The sequence below is a fragment of the Mesorhizobium sp. WSM4809 genome (genome assembly GCF_055811655.1).
This window is the reverse complement of sequence record NZ_JBVVQW010000006.1, coordinates 141535-161264: the sequence shown is the minus strand read 5'-3', so window position 1 is coordinate 161264 and position 19730 is coordinate 141535. Positions and strand designations below refer to the sequence as shown.

The 19730-nt window shown below is 63.0% G+C and carries 15 protein-coding genes; 10 read left to right on the top strand and 5 right to left on the bottom strand.

The window, feature by feature from the left end; all coding sequences use genetic code 11:
• Positions 1-58: 58 nt before the first annotated feature.
• Both AC0L24_RS17330 and AC0L24_RS17325 read right to left on the bottom strand, forming a co-directional pair.
• Positions 59-661: a DUF1989 domain-containing protein gene (locus tag AC0L24_RS17330; protein ID WP_127810184.1), complete on the bottom strand. Its 603-nt coding sequence runs from the start codon at positions 659-661 to the stop codon at positions 59-61.
• Positions 662-732: 71 nt separating this feature from the next.
• Positions 733-1590, bottom strand: coding sequence for a helix-turn-helix domain-containing protein (locus tag AC0L24_RS17325; RefSeq protein ID WP_127267834.1), 858 nt, complete (start codon positions 1588-1590; stop codon positions 733-735).
• Positions 1591-1819: 229 nt separating this feature from the next.
• Between AC0L24_RS17325 and AC0L24_RS17320 the strand changes: the two genes are divergently transcribed.
• Together AC0L24_RS17320 and AC0L24_RS17315 are read left to right on the top strand one after the other, a co-directional pair.
• Positions 1820-2830, top strand: coding sequence for a fatty acid desaturase (locus AC0L24_RS17320; RefSeq protein WP_473564001.1), 1011 nt, complete (start codon positions 1820-1822; stop codon positions 2828-2830).
• Between the two features lie 91 nt (positions 2831-2921).
• A complete protein-coding gene (locus tag AC0L24_RS17315) occupies positions 2922-3749 on the top strand; it encodes a phosphate/phosphite/phosphonate ABC transporter substrate-binding protein (protein ID WP_128364326.1) in 828 nt (275 codons plus the stop codon).
• On the opposite strand, the gene AC0L24_RS17310 is transcribed toward AC0L24_RS17315, so the two are convergent.
• Genes AC0L24_RS17310 through AC0L24_RS17300 form a run of 3 tightly spaced genes read right to left on the bottom strand, consistent with a single transcriptional unit; the run spans position 3714 to position 9285 of the window.
• Complete coding sequence (locus AC0L24_RS17310; protein ID WP_128364325.1) at positions 3714-5069, bottom strand: M24 family metallopeptidase; 1356 nt, start codon at positions 5067-5069, stop codon at positions 3714-3716. The genes AC0L24_RS17315 and AC0L24_RS17310 overlap by 36 nt on opposite strands.
• 9 nt (positions 5070-5078) lie before the next feature.
• Positions 5079-7649: a GcvT family protein gene (locus tag AC0L24_RS17305; RefSeq protein ID WP_473564000.1), complete on the bottom strand. Its 2571-nt coding sequence runs from the start codon at positions 7647-7649 to the stop codon at positions 5079-5081.
• 58 nt (positions 7650-7707) lie between these two features.
• The gene (locus AC0L24_RS17300) at positions 7708-9285 is read right to left on the bottom strand and encodes a trimethylamine methyltransferase family protein (RefSeq protein ID WP_127810210.1); all 1578 of its coding nucleotides are present in this window, start codon (positions 9283-9285) and stop codon (positions 7708-7710) included.
• A gap of 254 nt (positions 9286-9539) precedes the next feature.
• Here AC0L24_RS17300 and AC0L24_RS17295 point away from each other — a divergent pair, with 254 nt between their 5' ends.
• The 8 genes from AC0L24_RS17295 (at position 9540) to AC0L24_RS17260 (ending at position 19697) form a co-directional block, all read left to right on the top strand.
• Positions 9540-10715, top strand: a complete 1176-nt coding sequence (locus AC0L24_RS17295) for an MFS transporter (RefSeq protein ID WP_127268230.1) — start codon at positions 9540-9542, stop codon at positions 10713-10715.
• A 178-nt stretch (positions 10716-10893) separates the two neighbouring features.
• The gene (locus AC0L24_RS17290) at positions 10894-12066 is read left to right on the top strand and encodes an MFS transporter (RefSeq protein ID WP_127810211.1); all 1173 of its coding nucleotides are present in this window, start codon (positions 10894-10896) and stop codon (positions 12064-12066) included.
• A gap of 68 nt (positions 12067-12134) precedes the next feature.
• The gene (locus AC0L24_RS17285) at positions 12135-14207 is read left to right on the top strand and encodes a prolyl oligopeptidase family serine peptidase (protein ID WP_473563999.1); all 2073 of its coding nucleotides are present in this window, start codon (positions 12135-12137) and stop codon (positions 14205-14207) included.
• A 68-nt stretch (positions 14208-14275) separates the two neighbouring features.
• Positions 14276-14416, top strand: a complete 141-nt coding sequence (locus tag AC0L24_RS17280) for a capsid protein (protein WP_127268233.1) — start codon at positions 14276-14278, stop codon at positions 14414-14416.
• 47 nt (positions 14417-14463) lie between these two features.
• Complete coding sequence (locus AC0L24_RS17275) at positions 14464-15843, top strand: aspartate aminotransferase family protein (RefSeq protein ID WP_127268234.1); 1380 nt, start codon at positions 14464-14466, stop codon at positions 15841-15843.
• Between the two features lie 133 nt (positions 15844-15976).
• Positions 15977-16342: a hypothetical protein gene (locus AC0L24_RS17270; RefSeq protein ID WP_127330251.1), complete on the top strand. Its 366-nt coding sequence runs from the start codon at positions 15977-15979 to the stop codon at positions 16340-16342.
• 81 nt (positions 16343-16423) lie between these two features.
• Positions 16424-17068 carry a cytochrome c oxidase assembly factor Coa1 family protein gene (locus AC0L24_RS17265; RefSeq protein ID WP_127810213.1) on the top strand — a complete coding sequence of 215 codons (645 nt, stop codon included), beginning with the start codon at positions 16424-16426 and terminating at the stop codon, positions 17066-17068.
• A 193-nt stretch (positions 17069-17261) separates the two neighbouring features.
• Positions 17262-19697: a GcvT family protein gene (locus tag AC0L24_RS17260; protein ID WP_473563998.1), complete on the top strand. Its 2436-nt coding sequence runs from the start codon at positions 17262-17264 to the stop codon at positions 19695-19697.
• Positions 19698-19730: the final 33 nt, after the last annotated feature.

The window sequence follows — 19730 nt, the reverse complement described above, 5'->3', positions numbered from 1 at the left end:
GTCTTTATGTGTAGTCAATGATTTTGCCGCGACCGCTCGGCCAGATGGAGCCCTTTCCTCACGATCCGGGGGTGATCTCGACGTGGATCTCGGTGCAGATGCCGCCATTGGTCGGGTGATGGTCGACCGAGCAGGCGGTGACCACCAGCAGGAGGTCCTGTTCGGCGCGCAACGTCACATAGCCGCCCGGCGGGTTGATCGACGCGGAAACCACCAGCCGACCGTCGGGTTCCGGCAAGGAGTTCTGAAAGAGATCGACCGGATCGGGGGCGAAAGGCAGCGATATGCCCTCTGTGGCCAGCGCCTGCATCAGATTGTCCCGGCAGTTCGGATGATTGGGAAATCCGGCGCGCTCATAAAGCGCGCTGTCGCAAGCGGGGTAAAGCATGTCGTGCGGACCCGGCGAGCCATCTTCGACCAGCGTCAGCATCGGCTTGGCGGCGGCACTGAAGAAACTGTCGCCGATTGCGGGAAAAAGCCGCTCGGTGATGTCACGGGTCTGCGAGGTGCTCAGCCAGTCAAGCGCCGGGTCGGTGCTGAAAGCCCAGAGATCGGAAACCTGCTGTCCTTTGGGATCGATGATGCGGATGAGGTCGCCTCGTGAGACGCGGATGGCGCGGCCCGACTGGGGTGGAACGACGATGCGGCGCGGATCGGGCATGAGCTGTCCTTCAAAAATGGAAATGGCGTGGCCGGGACGAGGCTCCACCAGAGGACCATGATTGCCAGAGATCAGACAGTGCCTGTTGGGAACGACATGCCGGCCAGCCTGTGCGCGAAGCCGGACGCCTCGTGCGCGTTGATGTCGGCGGCGCGGATCAAATTGTCAAAATGCTGGATCAGCGTCTGGATCGGCTGGGTGGCGTTGAGCACCAGATACATGTCGCCGACATAAATGGCGGCGCGATAGGGACCGAAGATGGTGTAGGGGATGGAATAGCGAATCCGCCCGTCATAGAGAAACAGCCGGAAGGTGGGGTAGAGGTCGTCGAGCAGCGTCGCCATGTGCAGCAATTGGGCGCGGCGGTCGGCTTCCGGGAAACGATCCCAGACACCCAGGCCGCGGGCGAAAATCTCCAGCGTATGGCGAGGCATGCAGACTTCCATGTCGGTTTCCGGCCGCCTGTTGTAGTCGATGCGGTATTGCGTTTCGCCGGCCTGGGCGAGGCGGCTCTTGTTGGTGATGCCGGCTTCGTAGTCGACCAATGCTTCGGTGCGCAGAAGGTCGGGAATGCCGGCCGGTACGTAGCGGATCTTGGTGCCGGCCGCCTCGGCATGCCATTTGGCCAGCAGCGTGCGGTCGAAGCCGTCCGGTGCCTCCTCGATCTCCAGGCTCTCGCGGATTTCGCCGGTGAGGCCCTCGTCCTGGCTGAGGCCGAGAAGCCAATCGAGCGACACCTTGAACTCGGCGGCGATGTTGAGCAGCGTTTCCGCTCGGGGCAGACGCGTCGAGGCGCCCGACAGCAGCTGCGACAGCGCCGAACGGTCGATGCCGACCGCAGTCGCGAAGGCCGACTGGTTCAGGTCGGAGCGTGTCAAGAGTGTTTTCAGGCGCTCGCGGAAGATCGTCGACAGGTCGCGCTTGTCCATGTCCGTGCTCCACCTCGATTGAGGAAAAATTTGCGCCGAATCGCTTCCGAGCGCACCTCAGGCGTAAATGAATCCATAAGCCTGTTTACAATGTGTAACAAGTGCGGTCAAAAATGCGCAATCGCAACAGTTTGTGTACTTTGTCTCGTTGAGTGGAATCACTTCTCCTGACACAATGTTGTCAGGAGCCAATTGGGGCTCCGGCGACTGAGGGGCAGTGGTCGATAGCATGACGAGCAAGAGCATCAGGCGACACAGCGCACCGGCCATAGAGTGGCCGACCGTGGTACTCGCCTTCTTCTGCTACGCAACTTGGCTCGCCACCGGTTTCCTGCTCTGGCCATCCTACCCCGTCCTGGCGCTCGCCATCCTGGCTTTGACCGCCGCATTGCAATCGTCGATCATGCACGAAGTGCTGCACGGGCATCCGACACGCAACGCGCGGGTCAATGAAGCCTTCGTGTTCCTGCCGATCGGTCTGGTCTGGCCATTCCGCCGCTTCAGGACCATTCATCTGCGCCACCACGCCGACGAGCGGCTGACGGACCCGCTGGACGATCCGGAAAGCTATTATCAGGCGCTCTGGCAGCACGACGAACTGCCGCCGACGATGAAATTCCTGCTCAAGATCAACAACACCATGGCCGGCCGCTTCGTGCTTGGCCCGTGGCTGTCCTGCGTCGGCTTCTTCATCGACGATGCCAAGCAGGTGATCGCCGGTGACAAGGCGATCCGCAAGGCCTGGCTGCTGCATGCGATCGGCCTTGCCGTCGTGATGCCGATCGTGCAGTTCGGCTTCGGCATCCCGCTGTGGCTTTACATTCTGGTGCCGGTCTGGCTCGGCCAGTCGCTGATCTCGATCCGTACTTTCGCCGAGCATCAATGGTCGGAACATCCGGAAGGCCGCACGGTCATCGTCGAGCGCTCGCCGCTGTCGTTCCTGTTCCTCAACAACAATTTGCACTTCGTCCATCACAAGACCCCGACCGTGGCCTGGTACAAGCTGCCCAAGCTGTTTCGCGACCGCCGTGAGGAATGGCTGCGGATGAACAATGGCTATGCCTATCCCAACTATTTCGCGCTGATCAAAGCCTATGCGTTCAAGGCGAAGGAGCCGATCGTGCACCCGGTGCTGCGGCGTCAAGCCGAGCCGGGCAGGGCCTTCAAGCCGCGCATCAGGGCGCGCAGCATCAGCGGACTCGGCAGTGCGCCGGTTCCCGCGGAGCCGCCGAAGGAATAATTCCGGTCTACCCGGAATCCGTGTCGGCCAATTCTGATTGGGCGCCGCGTTTTTGCGATCATTTTTCCAGACATGATGATTTGATATCGGCATGAGTGAATTGGTTGCGGCGTTGCCGATGTATGACTGGCCCGAAATGCGCGGCGAGGTCGACGCGCAATGGATGCTGTTGCGCGACGTGTTTCGGCAAAAGGGTATCGACGCACCGCAAACCATCGTGCGGCGCAATGGAGACCTGCCGCCGGTGCCGGGCGGTATTCGTGATGCTGCCGGTGCATTGATCGCACCCGACCCAGTGACATTGCCGCCGGACGAACTCGATTTTCACAGACTGTGGCTGCACCCGGCGCTGCTGTTCGCGCAGACCTGCTGGGGGCCGATGGAACTCGGCCTGTCCAGGCATGTGCAGGTGGTTGCCCAGCCAAGCTACGACGCCTACGAAGGCGGGCAGGGCGAGCTCTATTCCAGCGCCATCGTCATGCTGGCGGATGGCGCGCCGTCGGTTGCCTCGCCCAATGACGGCAGCCCGCTGATCCCACTAGATCGGATCCGCGGCAAGCGCTTCACCTTCAACAGCCTCGATTCGATGTCGGGGTTCCTCGGTTTGACGCGCGACCTGGAGGCGATGGGCGAGAGCCTTGACCTCTTTGCCTCGCGCAGCGAAAGCGGTGGGCACCGTTCCTCGATCGTCGCAATTGCAGAGGGCAAGGCCGATATAGCGGCCATCGACTGCAAGAGCTGGGCACTGGCGCAGCGTTTCGAGCCGGCGGCGAAAAGGGTGGCGGTCGTTGGCTGGACCGGACGGCGCAAAGGCCTGCCCTACATCACCGCCGCAGGGACACCGGAAAAGACGGTTGGGGCGTTGCGCGAGGCCATTGCCGGGCTAGCCGAGCAGTCTCTTATCCAACGGGTAGGTTGAGAGCTGTTCGTTGCCCGTCTCGGTGATCAGTATCTGTTCCTCGATCTTGACGCCTTCGCGCCCGCCAAGCCTGCCGATATAGCTTTCCACGCACAGCACCATGCCCGGTTCCAGCACGCCGTCCGGAGTGTCCGATGTCCAGTCGCTGGCATGCGGCAAGGTCGGGTATTCATCGGCCAGGCCGACGCCGTGATAGAGCACGCCGTAGCGCGTCGGGAAGCAGTCGCCGGGCGGCACCGCCGAGCGTTCGACGAGGTCGCGAAACGAGATGCCTGGCTGCATCAGTGCCGTGTTGTGCCCGATCTGGTCGGCAGCGATGCGGAACAGGTCGCGCTGTTCGCTGGTCGGCTTTCCATCGCCGCACAGCCATGTGCGCGACAGGTCGGCGCAGAAGCCGTAGGGGCCGATCAGGTCGGTGTCGAAGGCGACGAGATCGCCAGCCTCGATCTTGCGCGACGAGCATTCCTGGAACCACGGATTGGTGCGCGGGCCTGACGTCAGCAGTCGCGTCTCGATCCATTCGCCGCCGCGCGCGATGTTGCCGCGGTGCAGTTCCGCCCACAATTCGTTTTCGGAAGTCCCCGGCTTCAGCGCTTGTTCCATCTCGCCCATCGCCGCCTCGCAGGCGACGATCGCGCGGCGCATGGCGAGGATCTCGTCGGGTGATTTGATCAGCCGCGCGTTCTCCATCAACGCTTCGCCATTGCCGATGGAAATGCCGAGGCGAGCCAGCTCCTCGACGCCTTCCGGATTGATATGGTCGACGGCGATGCGGCTGTTGCCGCCGCCATGCTCTTTCACCAGATCGGCTATTCCTGCGGCCCAGCGGCGGACCTTTTGCTCGGTCAACTCACCGCCATAGAGATACATCCACGACACTGCCGGTCGCACTTCGTCGACGACGCCGGAATGATCGGACAAATGCTCGCAGGAGAAATAGTCGAACAGCACCACCGGCCCCTCCGCGGCGACAAAGCAATGCCGCGTCGGGTTGTGCGCCACCCATAGCTGCATGTTGGTGCTGTCTGTGGCGTAGCGGATGTTGACGGGATCGTAGAGCACGGCGCCGGCATAGCCGCGGCGCCTCAGCTCGGCGCGGATGCGCTCCAGCCGGTATTGGCGCATCGCCGCCAGATCGGGCGCGGCAATGCCCGCCGCGGCCCATTCAGCCTCGGCCTGCGCACCGTAGCCCAGCACATGCTGGTTGAGCGAAGCCGCCTTCTGGCGGGAGGCGTCGCGCAAGGCTTCGATCGAGTCGGCTTCGAACGGCATGATCTTGCGATGCCGGCCAAAGCTGCCCTTCGGCCCCGCGTTGTCCATGGTCGAAACTCAGGTCCGCATCTTCTCGCCGCTCGGATCGAAGGGCGCTTCGACATTGATGCGGGCCGGGCGCCGGTGACCGAGGATCTCGATCTCGAACAGCCCGGCACTTTCGTCCTCGGCAAGCGCTGCGGGGACGTAGCCCTGCGCCATCGACTTCTGCACATAATGCGCATAGCCGCCTGACGTGACCCAGCCGACCACGCGCCAGTCACCGTCGACGATACCCCGCACGGCGGAAGCGCCTTCGGTAGCCTTGGAGCCACGTATTTCCTTGCCGCCCTCGTCGAAGCGGGGCGCGCCATAACCATGCGGCTTTTCAACCGTGCCATAGTCCTTGCTGACCTTGGCCCAGATCGGCTCATCGCCCATGACATCGGCGTCGGTGGCATCGACGATGAAGGAGACGCGGCGCAGCTTTGGCCCCTCGGCCTGTTCCTTGGCAGCGGCCTCGCGGCCGATGAAGTCGTTCTTCTCGAGCTTGATGAAGCGGTCCATCGCGCCTTCGAACGGTCCATAGATCGGCCGCAACTCGCGGAACCAGGTCGGAAAATTCTTTTCGAGGCGCATGGAGAGCAGCGCGCGCATGCCGAAATCGACAAGGCCGAATTCCTCGCCTGCGTTTTTGATCGCTTTGTAAACCAGGCGCTCGTAGGCCGGTGCCATCCAGATTTCATAGCCGAGGTCGCCGGTGTAGGTGATGCGGTTGACCATGCAAGGCGCCCCGCCAACCGCCATCTCGCGGAAATCCATGAAGCGGAAGGCTTTTGTCGAGACATCGACATCGACCAATTTCTGCAGCAAGTCACGTGACTTCGGCCCTGCGATCGACAGGCCGACCAGCGTCTGGTCGAAGCGGTGGATGCGCACCGTTCCGTCCTTCGGTAGATGCTTCTCGAACCAGCGCATGTGGTATTTCTGCGCCGCCGAGGAACCCCAGATCATGAAGCGGTCTTCTGCCGCCTTGGCGATGGTGAAGTCGCCAATCAGCTTGCTGAATTCGTTGAGCATCGGCGTCAGCACGATGCGGCGGGTCTTCGGCATGCGGTTGGTCATCAGCCGGTTGAGGAAATCCTCGGCTGCGGGTCCCGAGACTTCGTATTTGGCAAAATTGGCGATCTCGGTGACACCGACACGCTCACGCGTGGCGCGCACTTCCTCGCCGATCGGCCCAAAATCGTTGGAGCGGTGGAAGGAGACGATATCCCTGGGTTCCTTGCCTTCAGGTGCGAACCAGAGCGGCGTCTCAAGTCCCCAGCTGTCGCCCATGACGGCATTGTTGGCCAGCATCGTGTCGTAGAGCGGTGTCGTCTGCGCCGGGCGTGCTGCCGGGAGTTCCTCATTGGGGAAGCGGATGGAGAAGCGGCGCGAATAGTTTTCGCGCACCTTGGCGTTGGTGTAGCGCAGGCCGGCCCATTCGCCGAAGCGGGTGACATCCATGCCCCAGACGTCGAAGCCGGGGTCGCCGTGCACCATCCAGTTCGACAGTGCGAGGCCGACGCCGCCGCCCTGGCTGAAGCCGGCCATGACGGCGCAGGCGCACCAAAAATTGGTCAGGCCCTGCACCGGGCCGACCAGCGGGTTGCCGTCGAGAGCGAAGGTGAAGGGGCCGTTGATGATCTGCTTGATGCCGGCTTTCTCGATGCCGGGGAAATGCTTGAAGCCAATTTCCAGCGACGGCGCGATGCGATCGAGGTCCGGCGGCAACAATTCATGGCCGAAATCCCACGGCGTGTTGACCGGCGACCACGGCTTGCAGGCTTTTTCATAGGTGCCGAGCAGGATGCCGTTGCGCTCCTGGCGGGTGTAGATCTCGCCCTTGAAGTCGAGCACGCCGATCATCTCGCGGCCCGTCGACTTGTTGAATTCCTCGACCTCCGGCATCGGCTCGGTCAGCAGATACATGTGCTCCATGGCCAGCACCGGCAGTTCGACGCCGACCATGCGGCCGATCTCGCGCGCCCACAGGCCGCCGCAATTGACGACATGCTCGGCCTTCACCGTGCCTTGTTCGGTGACGACGTTCCAGGTGCCGTCGACCTCCTGTGTCAGTTCCACGACGCGGTTGCGCAGCACGATCTCGGCGCCGAGTTTTTTCGCCGCCTTGGAGTAGGCGATGGTGGTGCCGGACGGGTCGAGATGGCCTTCGACCGGGTCCCACATGGCGCCGACGAAATTGGTCTCGTCCATCAGCGGGAACATCGCCTTGGCCTCGGAGGGGGTGATCAGCTCGGTGTCCATGCCGAGATAGCGGCCCTTGGCATGGGCAAGGCGCAGGAAGTCCATGCGCTCGGGCGTGTCGGCCATCATCACGCCGCCGGTCAAATGCAGCGAGCAGGACTGGCCGGATATCTCCTCGATCTCCTTGTAGAGCTGCACCGTATAGGCCTGCAGCTTGGCGACGTTGGGGTCGCCGTTCAGCGTGTGGAAGCCGCCCGCCGCGTGCCAGGACGAGCCGGAGGTGAGCTCCGAGCGCTCGATCAGCATGATGTCGGTCCAGCCGGCCTTGGCCAGGTGGTAGAGAACCGAGCAGCCGACGACGCCGCCGCCGATGACAACCGCTTTTACGTGAGATTTCATCAAGATAGGTCCGTTTTTGCGTAAACTGAATCAGATGGGGTGGTCGGCGGGGAGCCGATCAAAAATCGGTCGGCGCGCCGCCTTCGGACCGGCGCTTGGCGACGAAGGCGTTGAGTTCCTCGCGGATGGCCGGGTCCATGTAAGGCTCCTCATAGGACGCCAGCCGCTCCTTCCAGACCTTGTTGGCCTTTTCGAGCGCCGTCGGCGAGCCGGCTTCCGCCCAGGTCTCGTAATTGCGCCAGTCGGACAGGATCGGCGAGTAGAAGGCGGTCTTGTAGCGGTCCTGCGTGTGCTGGGTGCCGAAGAAATGGCCGCCGGGACCGACCGACTGGATGGCGTCGAAGCCGAGTGCCTCGTCGGAAAGATCGAGTGGGGTCAGGAATTCGGCCACCATCTGCAGCAGGTCGATGTCCAAAATGGTCTTCTCGTAGGAGCAGCGCAGGCCGCCTTCGAGCCAGCCGGCGGCATGCATCATCAGATTGCCGCCGCCCTGGATGGCGCCCCACAGCGAGAACACGCTTTCATAAGCCGCCTGCGCGTCGACCGTGTTGGCGGCGCAGGTGTTGGAGGTGCGGTAGGGAATGTTGTAGCGGCGGGCAAGCTGGCCGCCGACGAGCTGCGCCTTCATGTATTCCGGCGTGCCGAACGCCGGCGAACCGGACTTCATGTCGACATTGGAGGTGAAGCCGCCATAGCCGACGGGTGCGCCCTTGCGCACCATCTGGGCGAAGGCGATGCCGGCAAGCGCCTCGGCGTTCTGCTGCACCAGTGCGCCGGCGATGGTGACAGGCGCCATGGCGCCCGACAGGGTGAACGGCGTCACGACGACGACCTGGCCCTTGCTCGACATCTGGATGATGCCTTCCATCATCGGCACGTCGAGCTTGAGCGGCGAATTCGTGTTGATGATGGTGAAGACGGACGGCTCTTCCAGCATCTGCTCGTGGCTGATGCCGCGCGCGATCCTGGCGATCTCGATGCCGTCGACATTGCGTTCCTTGCCGAGCGAATAGATGTGGAACACCTTGTCGGTGAGCACGCTGAGATCGCGGATGCATTCGAGGTGGCGGACGGACGGATGGATATCGGTCGGCTCGACCGGGTAGCCGCCCGTGCAGTTCAGGATGTTGTGCATCTGCGCGAGCTTTAAGAAATTGCGGTAGTCCTGCTGGTTGCCGGGCCGGCGGCCGCGATCGATGTCGGAGCAATTGGGCGCCGACGCCATCATCGAGATGATCACATTGTTGCCGCCAAAGCGCACATTGTGCGCTGGATTGCGGGCATGGATGGTGAACTCCGACGGGCAGTGCGACACCAGTTCGAGGATCATGTCGCTGTCGAAACGCACCCGCTCGCTGCCGTCGCGCACATCGGCGCCATGCGCCTTCATGATGCTGCGGGCCTCGTCATGCAGCACGTCGACGCCGATTTCCCTGAGCACGCGCAGGGAGGCGAGGTGGATCGATTCCAGCTCGTCGTCGGAGACCAGCCTAGTCGGCGTCAGCGGGTTTTTCAGCTGGCGGAAAGCCGGCTGCTCGAACGCGGCCGAGCCGCCGGCGCGCTTTCCGGCGCGGCCGCCGCGACGGGCGCGGTCGGTGGCCAATGCCGGTTCTGAGGGTTGTAGGGCGGCGGTCATGAATGGTCCTCGTAGGATGCGATAGCGGGCGGCATAATGGACCGGCGGCTGTCCAGCCATTGCGGAGGCGGCGACCACTAGGGCGAGGGAAGCGACATGCCGGAACGGCAGTTGCGCGGCCACGACATCGGCCTGATCCCGCCGCCTCGTTGGCGCAAGCGGATTTCGCCGGGCGGCCCTTCCTTTGCCTGGATCGAACCGATAGCTACTCGGGCTTGCCGGCCGGATGGCCAGCAATTCACATGGATGGCAGCATGGTTGCGACCGGCTCGAACGAAGGCGAAGCAGGAACGCAGTGGGCAGCGCTTGCCGGCGTCACCGCGGCACTTGCGATGTTCGGCGCGGCGCAGGGGTTGAGTTCGCCGCTGTTCACGCTGCTGATGCAGAAACAAGGCATGTCGCCAGCGCTGATCGGCTTGTCGGCGGCGATGATGCCGCTCGGGCTGATCCTTTCGGCTTCTTTCGTGCCCGCGGCTGTGCGGCTTGTCGGTGCACGCAATCTGGCGGTCGGCTGCTCGCTGATCGGCGCGCTCTGCTTCCTGGGTATCGGCTATCTGCAGGACTGGGTGGCCTGGTTCGTCATCCGCTTCATCATCGGCGTCGTCATCAACCCGCTCTACATCCTCGGCGAGGTGTGGGCACTGTCGCTGGCGCCGCCATCGCGGCGCGGCAGGGTGATGGGCGTGTTCAACACGCTGATGGGCGCCGGCTACGCCGCCGGACCATTCGCGCTGACCCTGCTCGGTACGTCGGGCTGGGCGCCCTTCATGGTCGGCGTCGCCGGTTTCGCGCTCTGCGCGGTGATCCTGCACGCGGTCTCGTCTAAGCTGACCGGGTTCGAGGATGACGACCAGCCTGCCAGCGGCCTTGTCGGCTTTGCCAAGGTGGCGCCTGCGCTGCTGCTTGCCGTGCTTGTCTCGGCGGCGGTTCAGCAGAGCACTTATGCGCTGGTCCCGGTCTTCGGCGCCAGCTATGGCCTGGCGGAAGCCGTTCTGGCCTCGCTGGTGATGGCGCTTTCCCTCGGCAACATCCTGCTGCAGATACCACTCGGCCTTCTGGCGGAGCGTTTTGGCGGCCGCGCCATGATCATCGTCTGCGCGCTGGCAACAACCGTTTGCGCGCTTTTGCTGCCTTTGCTGATCACAACGCCGTTGATCTGGGTCGTGCTGCTGGTGATGGGCGCGGTCGGTTACGGCGTCTACACCATGGCATTGGTCGAACTCGGCAGCCGGTTCAAGGGCTCTGTGCTGGTCGCCGGCAACGCTGCCTTTGCACTGATGTGGGGCGTCGGTGGCATCGTCGGCCCACCCGGTGCCGGCGTGCTCATGCAAGGCATCGGCCCGCTCGGGCTGCCGGTCGTGATCGCCGGCCTCGACGCGGTGCTGGTGATGTTCGCGCTGTATCGGTCGTCCGTGCGCCGAGCTTCCTGACGAGCTCAACCTCCTGACCGGCCCAACTTCCTGACAGGCCCAACTTCCTGACAGGCCCAACTTCCTGACAGGCCCAACCTCCTGACAGGCATTGTCTGGAGCAAGCGGTTTTCGCCTGCCAGGGGCTTACCACCGTTGCTCAATCGCTAATCCTGCAGCCTCGATAGCGGTGCGCACAATGAATTTGGTTGAATCGAACGAGGACGAGACGATGCAATGGGCGGCGATCACCGGTGTGATCGCGACCGTCTCGGTGTTCGCCATCGCGCAAGGGTTGTCCTATCCGCTGCTGAGCTTCATCCTGCAGCGCCAGGGCGTTTCGCCGGCGATGATCGGCCTGTCGGCGGCCATGACGCCGATTGGTTTCATCCTGTCGTCGCCATTGATCCCGGCGCTGGCCCGCCGGTTCGGGGCAGGGCGCACAGCGCTTACCTGTGCGGCGCTTTCGGCTGTCGTGCTGGCGCTGATCGGCTGGACGCAGAATGTCTATCTGTGGTTTCCCCTGCGCTTCCTGATCGGTGTGGTGACCAACCCGCTCTATGTGCTGAGCGAGATCTGGGTCATCGCGCTGGCGCCGCCGGCGCGGCGAGGGCGCGTCATGGGTGTCTATTCGACGATCATCTCGGCCGGTTTCGCGGCCGGGCCGCTATGCCTGCTTGCAGTCGGCACCGAGGGCTGGCCGCCCTTCCTCGTCGGCATCTCCGCCTTCGTGCTGTGCGGCATCTGCCTGGGCTTGGTGCTGCCGCGCTTGCCCAGGGTCGACGAGACCGGGCATCAGATTTCCGTCCTGGGTTTCATGCCGCTGGCGTGGCTGCTTTTGTTTGCCGTCATAGTCGCCGCCGGCTTCGAACAGGGCGCGCTGGCGTTGCTGCCTGTCTATGGCACCCATCACGGCATCACCGAGACCCGCATGTCGGCGCTGCTGTCGGCGATGATTGCAGGCAATATCGCCATGCAGGTGCCGCTCGGCCTTTTGGCAGAAAGGCTTTCCGCGCGCCTGGTGCGGCTTGCCTGCGTCGCGATCACGGTGCTCGGCTGCGTCCTGCTTCCGCTTCTCATCGAGTCGCCGCTGATCTGGCCGATGATCTTTGTCTGGGGCGCGGTTTCCTACGGCATTTACACGATGTCCATCATCGAGCTCGGCGAACGCTTCACCGGTTCCGCACTGGTTGCCGGCAATGCGGCCTTTTCCTTGATGTGGGGCGTCGGCGGCATCGCCGTGCCGCCGCTGGCGGGCGGCGCCATGGATGTTATGGGCGCGAGAGGTCTGCCGATCACGCTTGGCTTGATGTGCCTGGCGCTGGCTATTGCTAGCCTCGCTGGTGGGCGGAAAGCCTCAATTGTGCGCTGAGCATAGTTAATATCGATACGGCCTATCGGCGTTGGCTTTTTCAAAGCAACGCGTTTATCGGAGACCTGATGACCAAGCCTGCCACCCAGACGCCGAATTCCACCCCCTCGACCAACGATCCCTTCCTCTGGCTGGAGGACAGGACAGCCAAACAGTCATTGGACTGGGTACATCGCCAGAACGAGGTCACGGTTGGCGAATTGCAGGGCGATCCGTCCTATCAGGCGTCGTTCCAGACCGCGCTCGACCTGATGACGGCCGAGGACAACATCGCGGTCGGCGCGGCAAAAGCCGGCCATGTCTACAATTTCTGGCAGGACAAGACCAATGTGCTCGGCCTCTGGCGCCGCACGACCGTCGCTTCCTACAAGACCGAGAAGCCCGACTGGGAAACGATCATCGACTTCGACCAGCTTGCGGCGAAGGAGGGGATAAAATGGGTTTTTGGCGGCGCAAGCCGACTCTATCCGGACTTCAACCGTTGCCTGGTGAGTATGTCGCCGGATGGCGGCGACGCCAGCGAGATGCGCGAATTCGACATCGCGACCAAGTCCTTTGTCGAGGGCGGGTTTCGTGCGCCCGCTTCCAAGTCGGGCTTCAGCTGGCTGGACAAGGACACCGTCATCGTTTCGGCCGCTTTCGACGAGGCCGACAAGACCGAGTCCGGCTATCCGCGAGTCATAAAACTGTGGAAGCGCGGTACCAACCTGGAAGACGCGACGCCGTTCTTCGAGGCGCAGAAAGAGGATCTCGCCGTTGGTGCCGCTGTCGAGTACGACGGTGACAGACGCTATCTGGTCCTGGCTCGAACGCTGAATTTCTTCGCTTCGCACATCTTCCTTCGGCTGCCTTCCGGCGAAAACAAACAGCTGCCGCTACCGGACGACATGACCGATACGGCAATATTCAGGGATCAGCTCGTGTTCGGCGTGCGCAGTCCATGGACGGCGCCCGACGGCACGGTTTGCAAGCCCGACGGCCTCTATTCGCTGGATCTGGCGCACTGGGTCGAGACCGGCGCGCTCGGATCTGTCGAAACCTTGTTCGAGCCGGCATATCGCGTGTCCATCGCCGGCATGGCCCGCACGCAGGACCGGCTGTTCATCAGCCTGATGGACAATGTGCGCGGCAAGGTCGTCGTCTGCGAGCGCAAGGATGGCAACTGGTCGCTGAAACCGGTGGCGCTGCCCGAAAATGGCAATGTCGGCATCAGCCATGCCGAGCAGTTCGGCTCGAGCGTGTCCTTTTCCTTCACCGATTTCCTGACCCCGAGTTCGATCATCTGGTCTGACGACAATGGCGAGACGCTCGCTACCGTGAAGTCGCAGCCGGCGCGTTTCGATGCCTCGCCGCTCATCTCGGAACAGTTCGAGGCGCGCTCCAAGGACGGCACGATGATCCCTTATTTTGTCGTCAGGCGGCGCGATCAGAAGGGGCCGGTGCCGACGCTGCTTTACGGCTATGGCGGTTTCGAAGTGCCGCTGCTGCCCGGCTATGCCGGCGTGCGCGGGAGGCTATGGCTGGAAAAGGGCAATGCCTATGTGCAGGCCTGCATCCGCGGCGGCGGCGAGTTCGGCCCGGCCTGGCATCAAGCGGCGCTCAAGGGCAATCGCCAAAACGGATTCGATGATTTCGCAGCGGTCGCGCAGGACGTCGTCAAGCGCGGCATCGCGACAGCAAGCTCACTCGGCATCCAGGGTGGTTCGAATGGCGGCTTGCTGACCGGCGTTTCCTTGACGCAGCATCCCGAGCTATTCGGCGCCGTCATCATCGAGGTGCCGCTGCTCGACATGCTGCGTTACGCCGAATTGCCGCTTGGCGCCTCGTGGATCGCCGAATATGGCGATCCGTCGAAACCCGAAGACGCGAAGTGGCTTTCAGCCTACTCGCCCTACCAGCATGTCGACGCCGCTGCCGCCTATCCGCCTGTGCTCCTGACCACATCGACCGCTGACGATCGGGTCCATCCCGGCCATGCGCGCAAGATGGCCGCCCGCCTGCAGGAAGCCGGCCATGCCAGGACGCTGTTCTTCGAGGAGACCGAGGGTGGTCATGGCGGGCGTGGCGACCGCCGGCCGCAGGCGGCGCAGACGGCGATGAAATATGTCTTCCTGCAGAGGGCGCTGACAGCCAAGGCCTAGACTCATTCCGTTATGGTCCAAGCAAAGGGTGGTTCTCCTCGACGAGCCTTTGCTCTAAGGTGCCAGCCATGGCTCTCGTCAGGATGTTGGTTGGCGCATTTGAGGCTCGCGCATTGCGGGTCGCGGTGACGCCGTCACCGCGTACGCTGCGCGCCGAGCTTTTGCGGCTGTGCGCCCGCATCGGCTATTCGCCACCGCTCTGCCTCTGAAGCATTCGCCCCGGCTTGCCGGATAGAATCCAGAGGGAAGATCAGACATGACCTATCAGAATTATTCGCTGAAGCAGCTTCAGCAGATCGACGCCGCGCATCATCTGCATCCGTTCACCGACCATAAGGAAATGCGCGGGGCCGGGTCGCGCATCATCACCCATGCCAATGGCCCTTTCATCTACGATTCCGAGGGGGCTGAAATCCTCGATGGCATGGCCGGGCTGTGGTGCGTCAACATCGGCTATGGCCGTGACGAGCTGGCCGAGGCCGCCTATGCCCAGATGAAGGAACTGCCTTATTACAACTCCTTCTTCAAATGCTCGACGCCGACGCCGGTGCTGCTGTCCAAGAAGTTGGCGGAGATCGCGCCGAAGCACGTCAACCAGGTGTTCTATGGTTCGTCGGGCTCGGAGGCCAATGACACGGCACTGCGTCTCGTGCGCCACTATTGGGTGCTGGAAGGCCAGCCGGAGAAGAACCGCATCATCTCGCGCAAGATGGCCTATCACGGCTCGACCGTTGCCGGCACCTCGCTCGGCGGCATGGATGGTATGCACAAGCAGCTCAACGGTGCGGTGCCCAACATCGTCCATGTTATGATGCCCTACGCCTATGAACTGGCGCTGCCGGGAGAGAGCGACCATGATTTCGGCCTGCGCGCGGCCGGGGCTGTCGAGGAGGCGATCCTCGAAGCCGGCGCCGACAAGGTTGCCGCCTTTATCGGCGAGCCGGTCATGGGGGCCGGTGGCGTGAAGATACCGCCGGCGAGCTACTGGCCGGAAGTGCAGCGCATCTGCCGCAAATACGATGTCCTGCTGATGCTGGACGAGGTCATCACCGGCTATGGCCGCACCGGCGAGTGGTTCGCTGCCCAGACGCTCGGTATCGAGCCCGATACGATCACCACCGCCAAGGCTCTGACCTCGGGCTATCAACCGCTGTCGGCATTGCTGGTCGGCGACCGCATCGCCTCGACGCTGGTCGAGAAGGGCGGCGAGTTCAATCACGGCTACACCTATTCCGGCCACCCGGTGGCCTGCGCCGTGGCGCTGAAGAACCTCGAGATCATCGAACGCGAAGGGCTGGTCGACCGCGTCCGGAACGACACCGGCCCTTATTTCGCCAAGGCCTTGCAGGAGCGCATTGCCGGACATGATCTGGTCGGCGAGGTGCGTTCGATCGGACTGATGGGCGCAATCGAGATCGTCAAGGACAAGGCGACCAAGGAGCGGTTCCTGCCGGCTGGAAGTGCGGCGGTAACCGTGCGCGATCATGCCATCGCGCACGGCATGATGCTGCGCGCTACCGGTGACACGATGATCCTGTCGCCGCCGTTGATCTGGACCCGTGATACGATCGATATGGCCTGCGATCGCATCTCGAAGGCGTTGGATCTGGCGCAAGCCGACCTGCGCAAGCGGTAGAATAGAACCCTCGACCGGGCGTTCTAGGAGCGCCCGGCCTCGAGAACATGCTGTGACTAGGAAACGATTCTACCTCTAGAGCGTAAGGTGTGGGGCTGCGGCTGATTCGGCCGCGACAAGGGGTTTTGTTTCCATGAGAAAGACCGGCAAGAGCCGACGGACGCAAGAAGCGGCCATCATCGGCGGCGACCTGATGCTGGCGCCGCTGGTGGCGATGATGCGGCTGCCGTTGATGGCCATGGATGGCGGGAGCAGCCAGCCTTGGAGCACGGAGACCGCGCGTGCGGTAAACGAGAAGACCGCCGCTATGGCCGAAGGCGTGTTTGCGGCGCAAATGTCCTTCCTGCAATCGGCATCGCGGTTTTGGCCGGAAATCTTTTCCGGCCGCACGCCGTCGCTGTTCAACGGGGTCGCGACGGAGCGCTCGATCAGCGCCGCGCTGAAGCCGGCAAGCCGTGCCGTGAAAGCGAATTTTCGCCGGCTGTCCAACAAGACCTGACAGAAGTTGCAGAACTTTGATTTTGCGCATTGACGGGCTCATGCGCTAGAATCAGTCGGTACGTCACCGATGGGGGACACGATGGCCGGACAACCGCTCAACCAGCCGGCTGAAATTCCAGCCGAACTCGACCGCTGGAACTGGGGCGCTTTCTTCCTCAACTGGATCTGGGGCATCGGCAACAGCACTTTCATCGCGTTACTGGCGCTGATCCCTGTCGTCAACATCATCATGATCATCGTGCTGGGCGCACGCGGCAGCCGCTGGGCCTGGCAGAACCGCGCCTGGCGCGACGCGGAACAGTTTCGCAAGACGCAACGCAACTGGGCAATCGCCGGCCTTGCCGTCTGGGTGGTCGGGATTGGCGGCTGCGCGACGGTGGTCGGCAGCATTCCCTACGTCCTGAAAGGCAGCGATGCCTACCACATGACGATGGACAGGCTTCGCGCCGACGACCGCGTCAAGGCGGCGTTGGGTGATGATTTGACCGACAGTTTCTGGGTCGGCGGCCATCTCAACGTCAATGCAAATGGGGCCGGCGATGCCCAGTTCGGCATTCCGGTCCACGGCGCCAACGGCAAGGGCACGGCCTATTCGACCGCTGTCCGGACAGCCGGCACATGGAGCCTGCGCCTGCTGGTGGTCAGGGTCGAGGGAACCGATGCGCCGATCGTGCTGATCAACGAAGATCATGTCCCGATCCCGAATGCTGCAATCGGAATATAGCGGGGCAAAACGCAAAAAAGCAGCCTAAACGCGGGCGCGAAGGCTGACAGTTCGGCCGGCTTTGTGGCCCAACAAGCGGGTGACCACTGCTGCGTTCCAGACAAGGAAATATGCTGAAAAGCCGGATGCTGTCTGACAGTATGCGCATGCGTTCATGTGGACCGGTGGCAATTTCATACAAGGGCACGCGCATATGGTGAGTTCCTTTCGTGCGGTCGTGGTTGGTGGCGGCTGTGTGGGTGCCGGCATTCTCTACGGCCTGGCAAAGCGCGGCTGGACCGATGTGGCATTGCTGGAGCGAACGCAGCTTACGGCCGGGTCGACATGGCATGCCGCGGGGCTCATCCCTTCTTACGCGCGCAGCCGCAATGTCGGCCGCATGATCGCCAGGTCGATCGAAATCTATGAGGGGCTGGAGGCGGAGACGGGCCAGAACGTCGGCTGGCACAAATGCGGCCAGCTGCGCATTGCCAACACGCGCGACAGGCTGGACGAGTACAGAAGCTACATGGACGTCGCCGAGGTCCAGGGTGTGCGGGCCCGGATCGTATCGCCCACGGAAGCGCGAGAAATCTGGCCGCTGCTCGACAACAACAGCATGCTGGGTGCCCTTTATCATCCCGATGACGGCCACATCGCACCCGCCGATGTCACCCAGGCCATGGCCAAGGGTGCACGCGACCTTGGCGCGAAGATCCATCTCGATACCGAGGTTGTGGGCTTCGAACGCATGCCGAGCGGCGAGTGGAGGGTCAAGACCTCACGCGGCGAGATCGTCTGTGAACATGTCATCCTTGCAACAGGCAATTACGCCCGCCAGACCGGCGCCATGCTTGGCCTGGACATTCCCGCGATCCCGATCCTGCATCAGTACTGGATCACCGAGGCGGTTCCCGAAATTGTGGAACGCAAGCGGCTTGGTCTTCCGGAAATGCCGATCCTCAGGGACGAGGGTTACGAGGGCTATCTGCGCGAAGAAGGCGACGGGCTGATGTTCGGTCCCTATGAGCGCACCGAGCAGCTCAAGCTGTTCGCTGAAAACGGCGTCCCGGAATGGTTCGGCGCCGATCTGCTCGATGAGGATTTCGATGCCGTGTCCTGGAACTGGGAACGCGCGACCGAACTGGTCCCCGCGCTCGGACGCGCCGGCATCAAGCGGAATGTGCGAGGACCTTTCCAGATGACGGCCGATGAACTGCCGCTGATGGGGCAGGCGTGGGGCCTGGAGAATGTCTGGCTCGCCGAAGGGGTGCCGGGAGGCATCCTTTGGGGTGGTGCGATTGGCTATTACCTCTCCGAACGGATCGTGGAGGGTGGCAACAGCATCGACACGGCGGAGCTGGATCCCCGTCGGTTCGGCCACTATGCAAACAAAAACTGGACCCGGGCAAAGGTCCGGGAAGCCTGGGGCACCCACGCCGCACAGCACTATCCTGGCCAGGACATGCCGGCGGCGCGACCGCAGAAAACGGCCCCGTCCTATGATCACCTAAGCCAGCTCGGCGCGGTGTGGGATGTGTTGAACGGCTGGGAGATGCCGAGCTGGTTTGCGCCTGCCGGTGTCGAAGCGCGCAATGTCTACAGCTGGCGCTGGACCCCCAAAGGGAACCACGTCGCCGCGGAGGTTCAGGCTGTCCGCCAGGCCGCTGGGCTGGTCGAGATGACTCCCATGACCAAGTTCGAGGTCGGCGGGCCGGGCGCCAAGGACTGGCTCGACGGAATCCTGGCCAACAGACTGCCGCGTTCCGGTCGTGTCGGTCTTGCCCATCACCTGACGCCAGCCGGCGGCGTGCAGGCCGAGTATGTGGTGGCGCGGCTGCACAGCGACCTGTTCTATCTCATATCGACGCCGCGCGCAGAGCGCTGGAACCTTGACGATCTCAGCCGGCTGTTGCCGAAAGACGGCAGCGTGCATCTGCGCAACGTCACGGAGGATCGCGGCAGCTTCACGGTGGTTGGGCCGAAGGCGCGCGACATATTGCAGCCGCTGACGGAGATCGACCTCTCCAATGAAGCCTTTCCATGGTTCAGCGTGCAGTCCGGCACCGTCGGCATGGCCAGCGACGTACGGCTCCTGCGCGTCAACTATTCGGGCGAACTGGGATGGGAACTCTATCATCCTCTCTGCTATCAGCGGCATTTGCTGGATGCGCTCCTGGCATCGGGAGAGGCACACGGGCTGAGGCTGGCCGGACTTCAAGCGCTGGAATCGCTTCGTCTCGATAAATCCTACCGCGCCATGTATCGCGACATGAACCCCGAATTGTCAGCCTGGGAAAGCGGCCTCGACCGATTCATCAGCCTCGACAAAGGGGACTTCATCGGCCGCGCCGCACTGGTCGCAAAACAGAAGCAGGTGACACGCCGGATCGCCACGCTGTCGATCGATACCGAAGGTGCGAGCGCGTTCGCCTTCGAGGGCGTCTACCGCGAAGGCGAGCTCGTCGGCCACATCACCTCGGCGGGCTACTCCTACACTTTCGGTCACGACATCGCACTTGCGCTGTTGCCCCTGGCACTTGTGTCGCCCGGCACCGAACTCGAGGTGTCCATCCTCGGCGAGCGCCGCGCGGCCAAGGTGATCGCCGACTCGCCCTATGATCCGGAAGGCGCCCGCGGGCGCATGTGAGGCATCCCGGAGTACAGTTCCGGGTTATCGATG

What these genes read in the sequence shown, in the direction of transcription:
- AC0L24_RS17285 (WP_473563999.1), top strand. Translation starts at nt 12,135, where the DNA reads ATGACCAAGCCTGCCACCCAGACGCCGAATTCCACCCCCTCGACCAAC.
- AC0L24_RS17280 (WP_127268233.1), top strand. Translation starts at nt 14,276, where the DNA reads ATGGCTCTCGTCAGGATGTTGGTTGGCGCATTTGAGGCTCGCGCATTG.
- AC0L24_RS17305 (WP_473564000.1), bottom strand. Translation starts at nt 7,649, where the DNA reads ATGAAATCTCACGTAAAAGCGGTTGTCATCGGCGGCGGCGTCGTCGGC.
- AC0L24_RS17260 (WP_473563998.1), top strand. Translation starts at nt 17,262, where the DNA reads ATGGTGAGTTCCTTTCGTGCGGTCGTGGTTGGTGGCGGCTGTGTGGGT.
- AC0L24_RS17275 (WP_127268234.1), top strand. Translation starts at nt 14,464, where the DNA reads ATGACCTATCAGAATTATTCGCTGAAGCAGCTTCAGCAGATCGACGCC.
- AC0L24_RS17315 (WP_128364326.1), top strand. Translation starts at nt 2,922, where the DNA reads ATGAGTGAATTGGTTGCGGCGTTGCCGATGTATGACTGGCCCGAAATG.
- AC0L24_RS17300 (WP_127810210.1), bottom strand. Translation starts at nt 9,285, where the DNA reads ATGACCGCCGCCCTACAACCCTCAGAACCGGCATTGGCCACCGACCGC.
- AC0L24_RS17330 (WP_127810184.1), bottom strand. Translation starts at nt 661, where the DNA reads ATGCCCGATCCGCGCCGCATCGTCGTTCCACCCCAGTCGGGCCGCGCC.
- AC0L24_RS17290 (WP_127810211.1), top strand. Translation starts at nt 10,894, where the DNA reads ATGAATTTGGTTGAATCGAACGAGGACGAGACGATGCAATGGGCGGCG.
- AC0L24_RS17270 (WP_127330251.1), top strand. Translation starts at nt 15,977, where the DNA reads ATGAGAAAGACCGGCAAGAGCCGACGGACGCAAGAAGCGGCCATCATC.
- AC0L24_RS17320 (WP_473564001.1), top strand. Translation starts at nt 1,820, where the DNA reads ATGACGAGCAAGAGCATCAGGCGACACAGCGCACCGGCCATAGAGTGG.
- AC0L24_RS17295 (WP_127268230.1), top strand. Translation starts at nt 9,540, where the DNA reads ATGGTTGCGACCGGCTCGAACGAAGGCGAAGCAGGAACGCAGTGGGCA.
- AC0L24_RS17310 (WP_128364325.1), bottom strand. Translation starts at nt 5,069, where the DNA reads ATGGACAACGCGGGGCCGAAGGGCAGCTTTGGCCGGCATCGCAAGATC.
- AC0L24_RS17265 (WP_127810213.1), top strand. Translation starts at nt 16,424, where the DNA reads ATGGCCGGACAACCGCTCAACCAGCCGGCTGAAATTCCAGCCGAACTC.
- AC0L24_RS17325 (WP_127267834.1), bottom strand. Translation starts at nt 1,590, where the DNA reads ATGGACAAGCGCGACCTGTCGACGATCTTCCGCGAGCGCCTGAAAACA.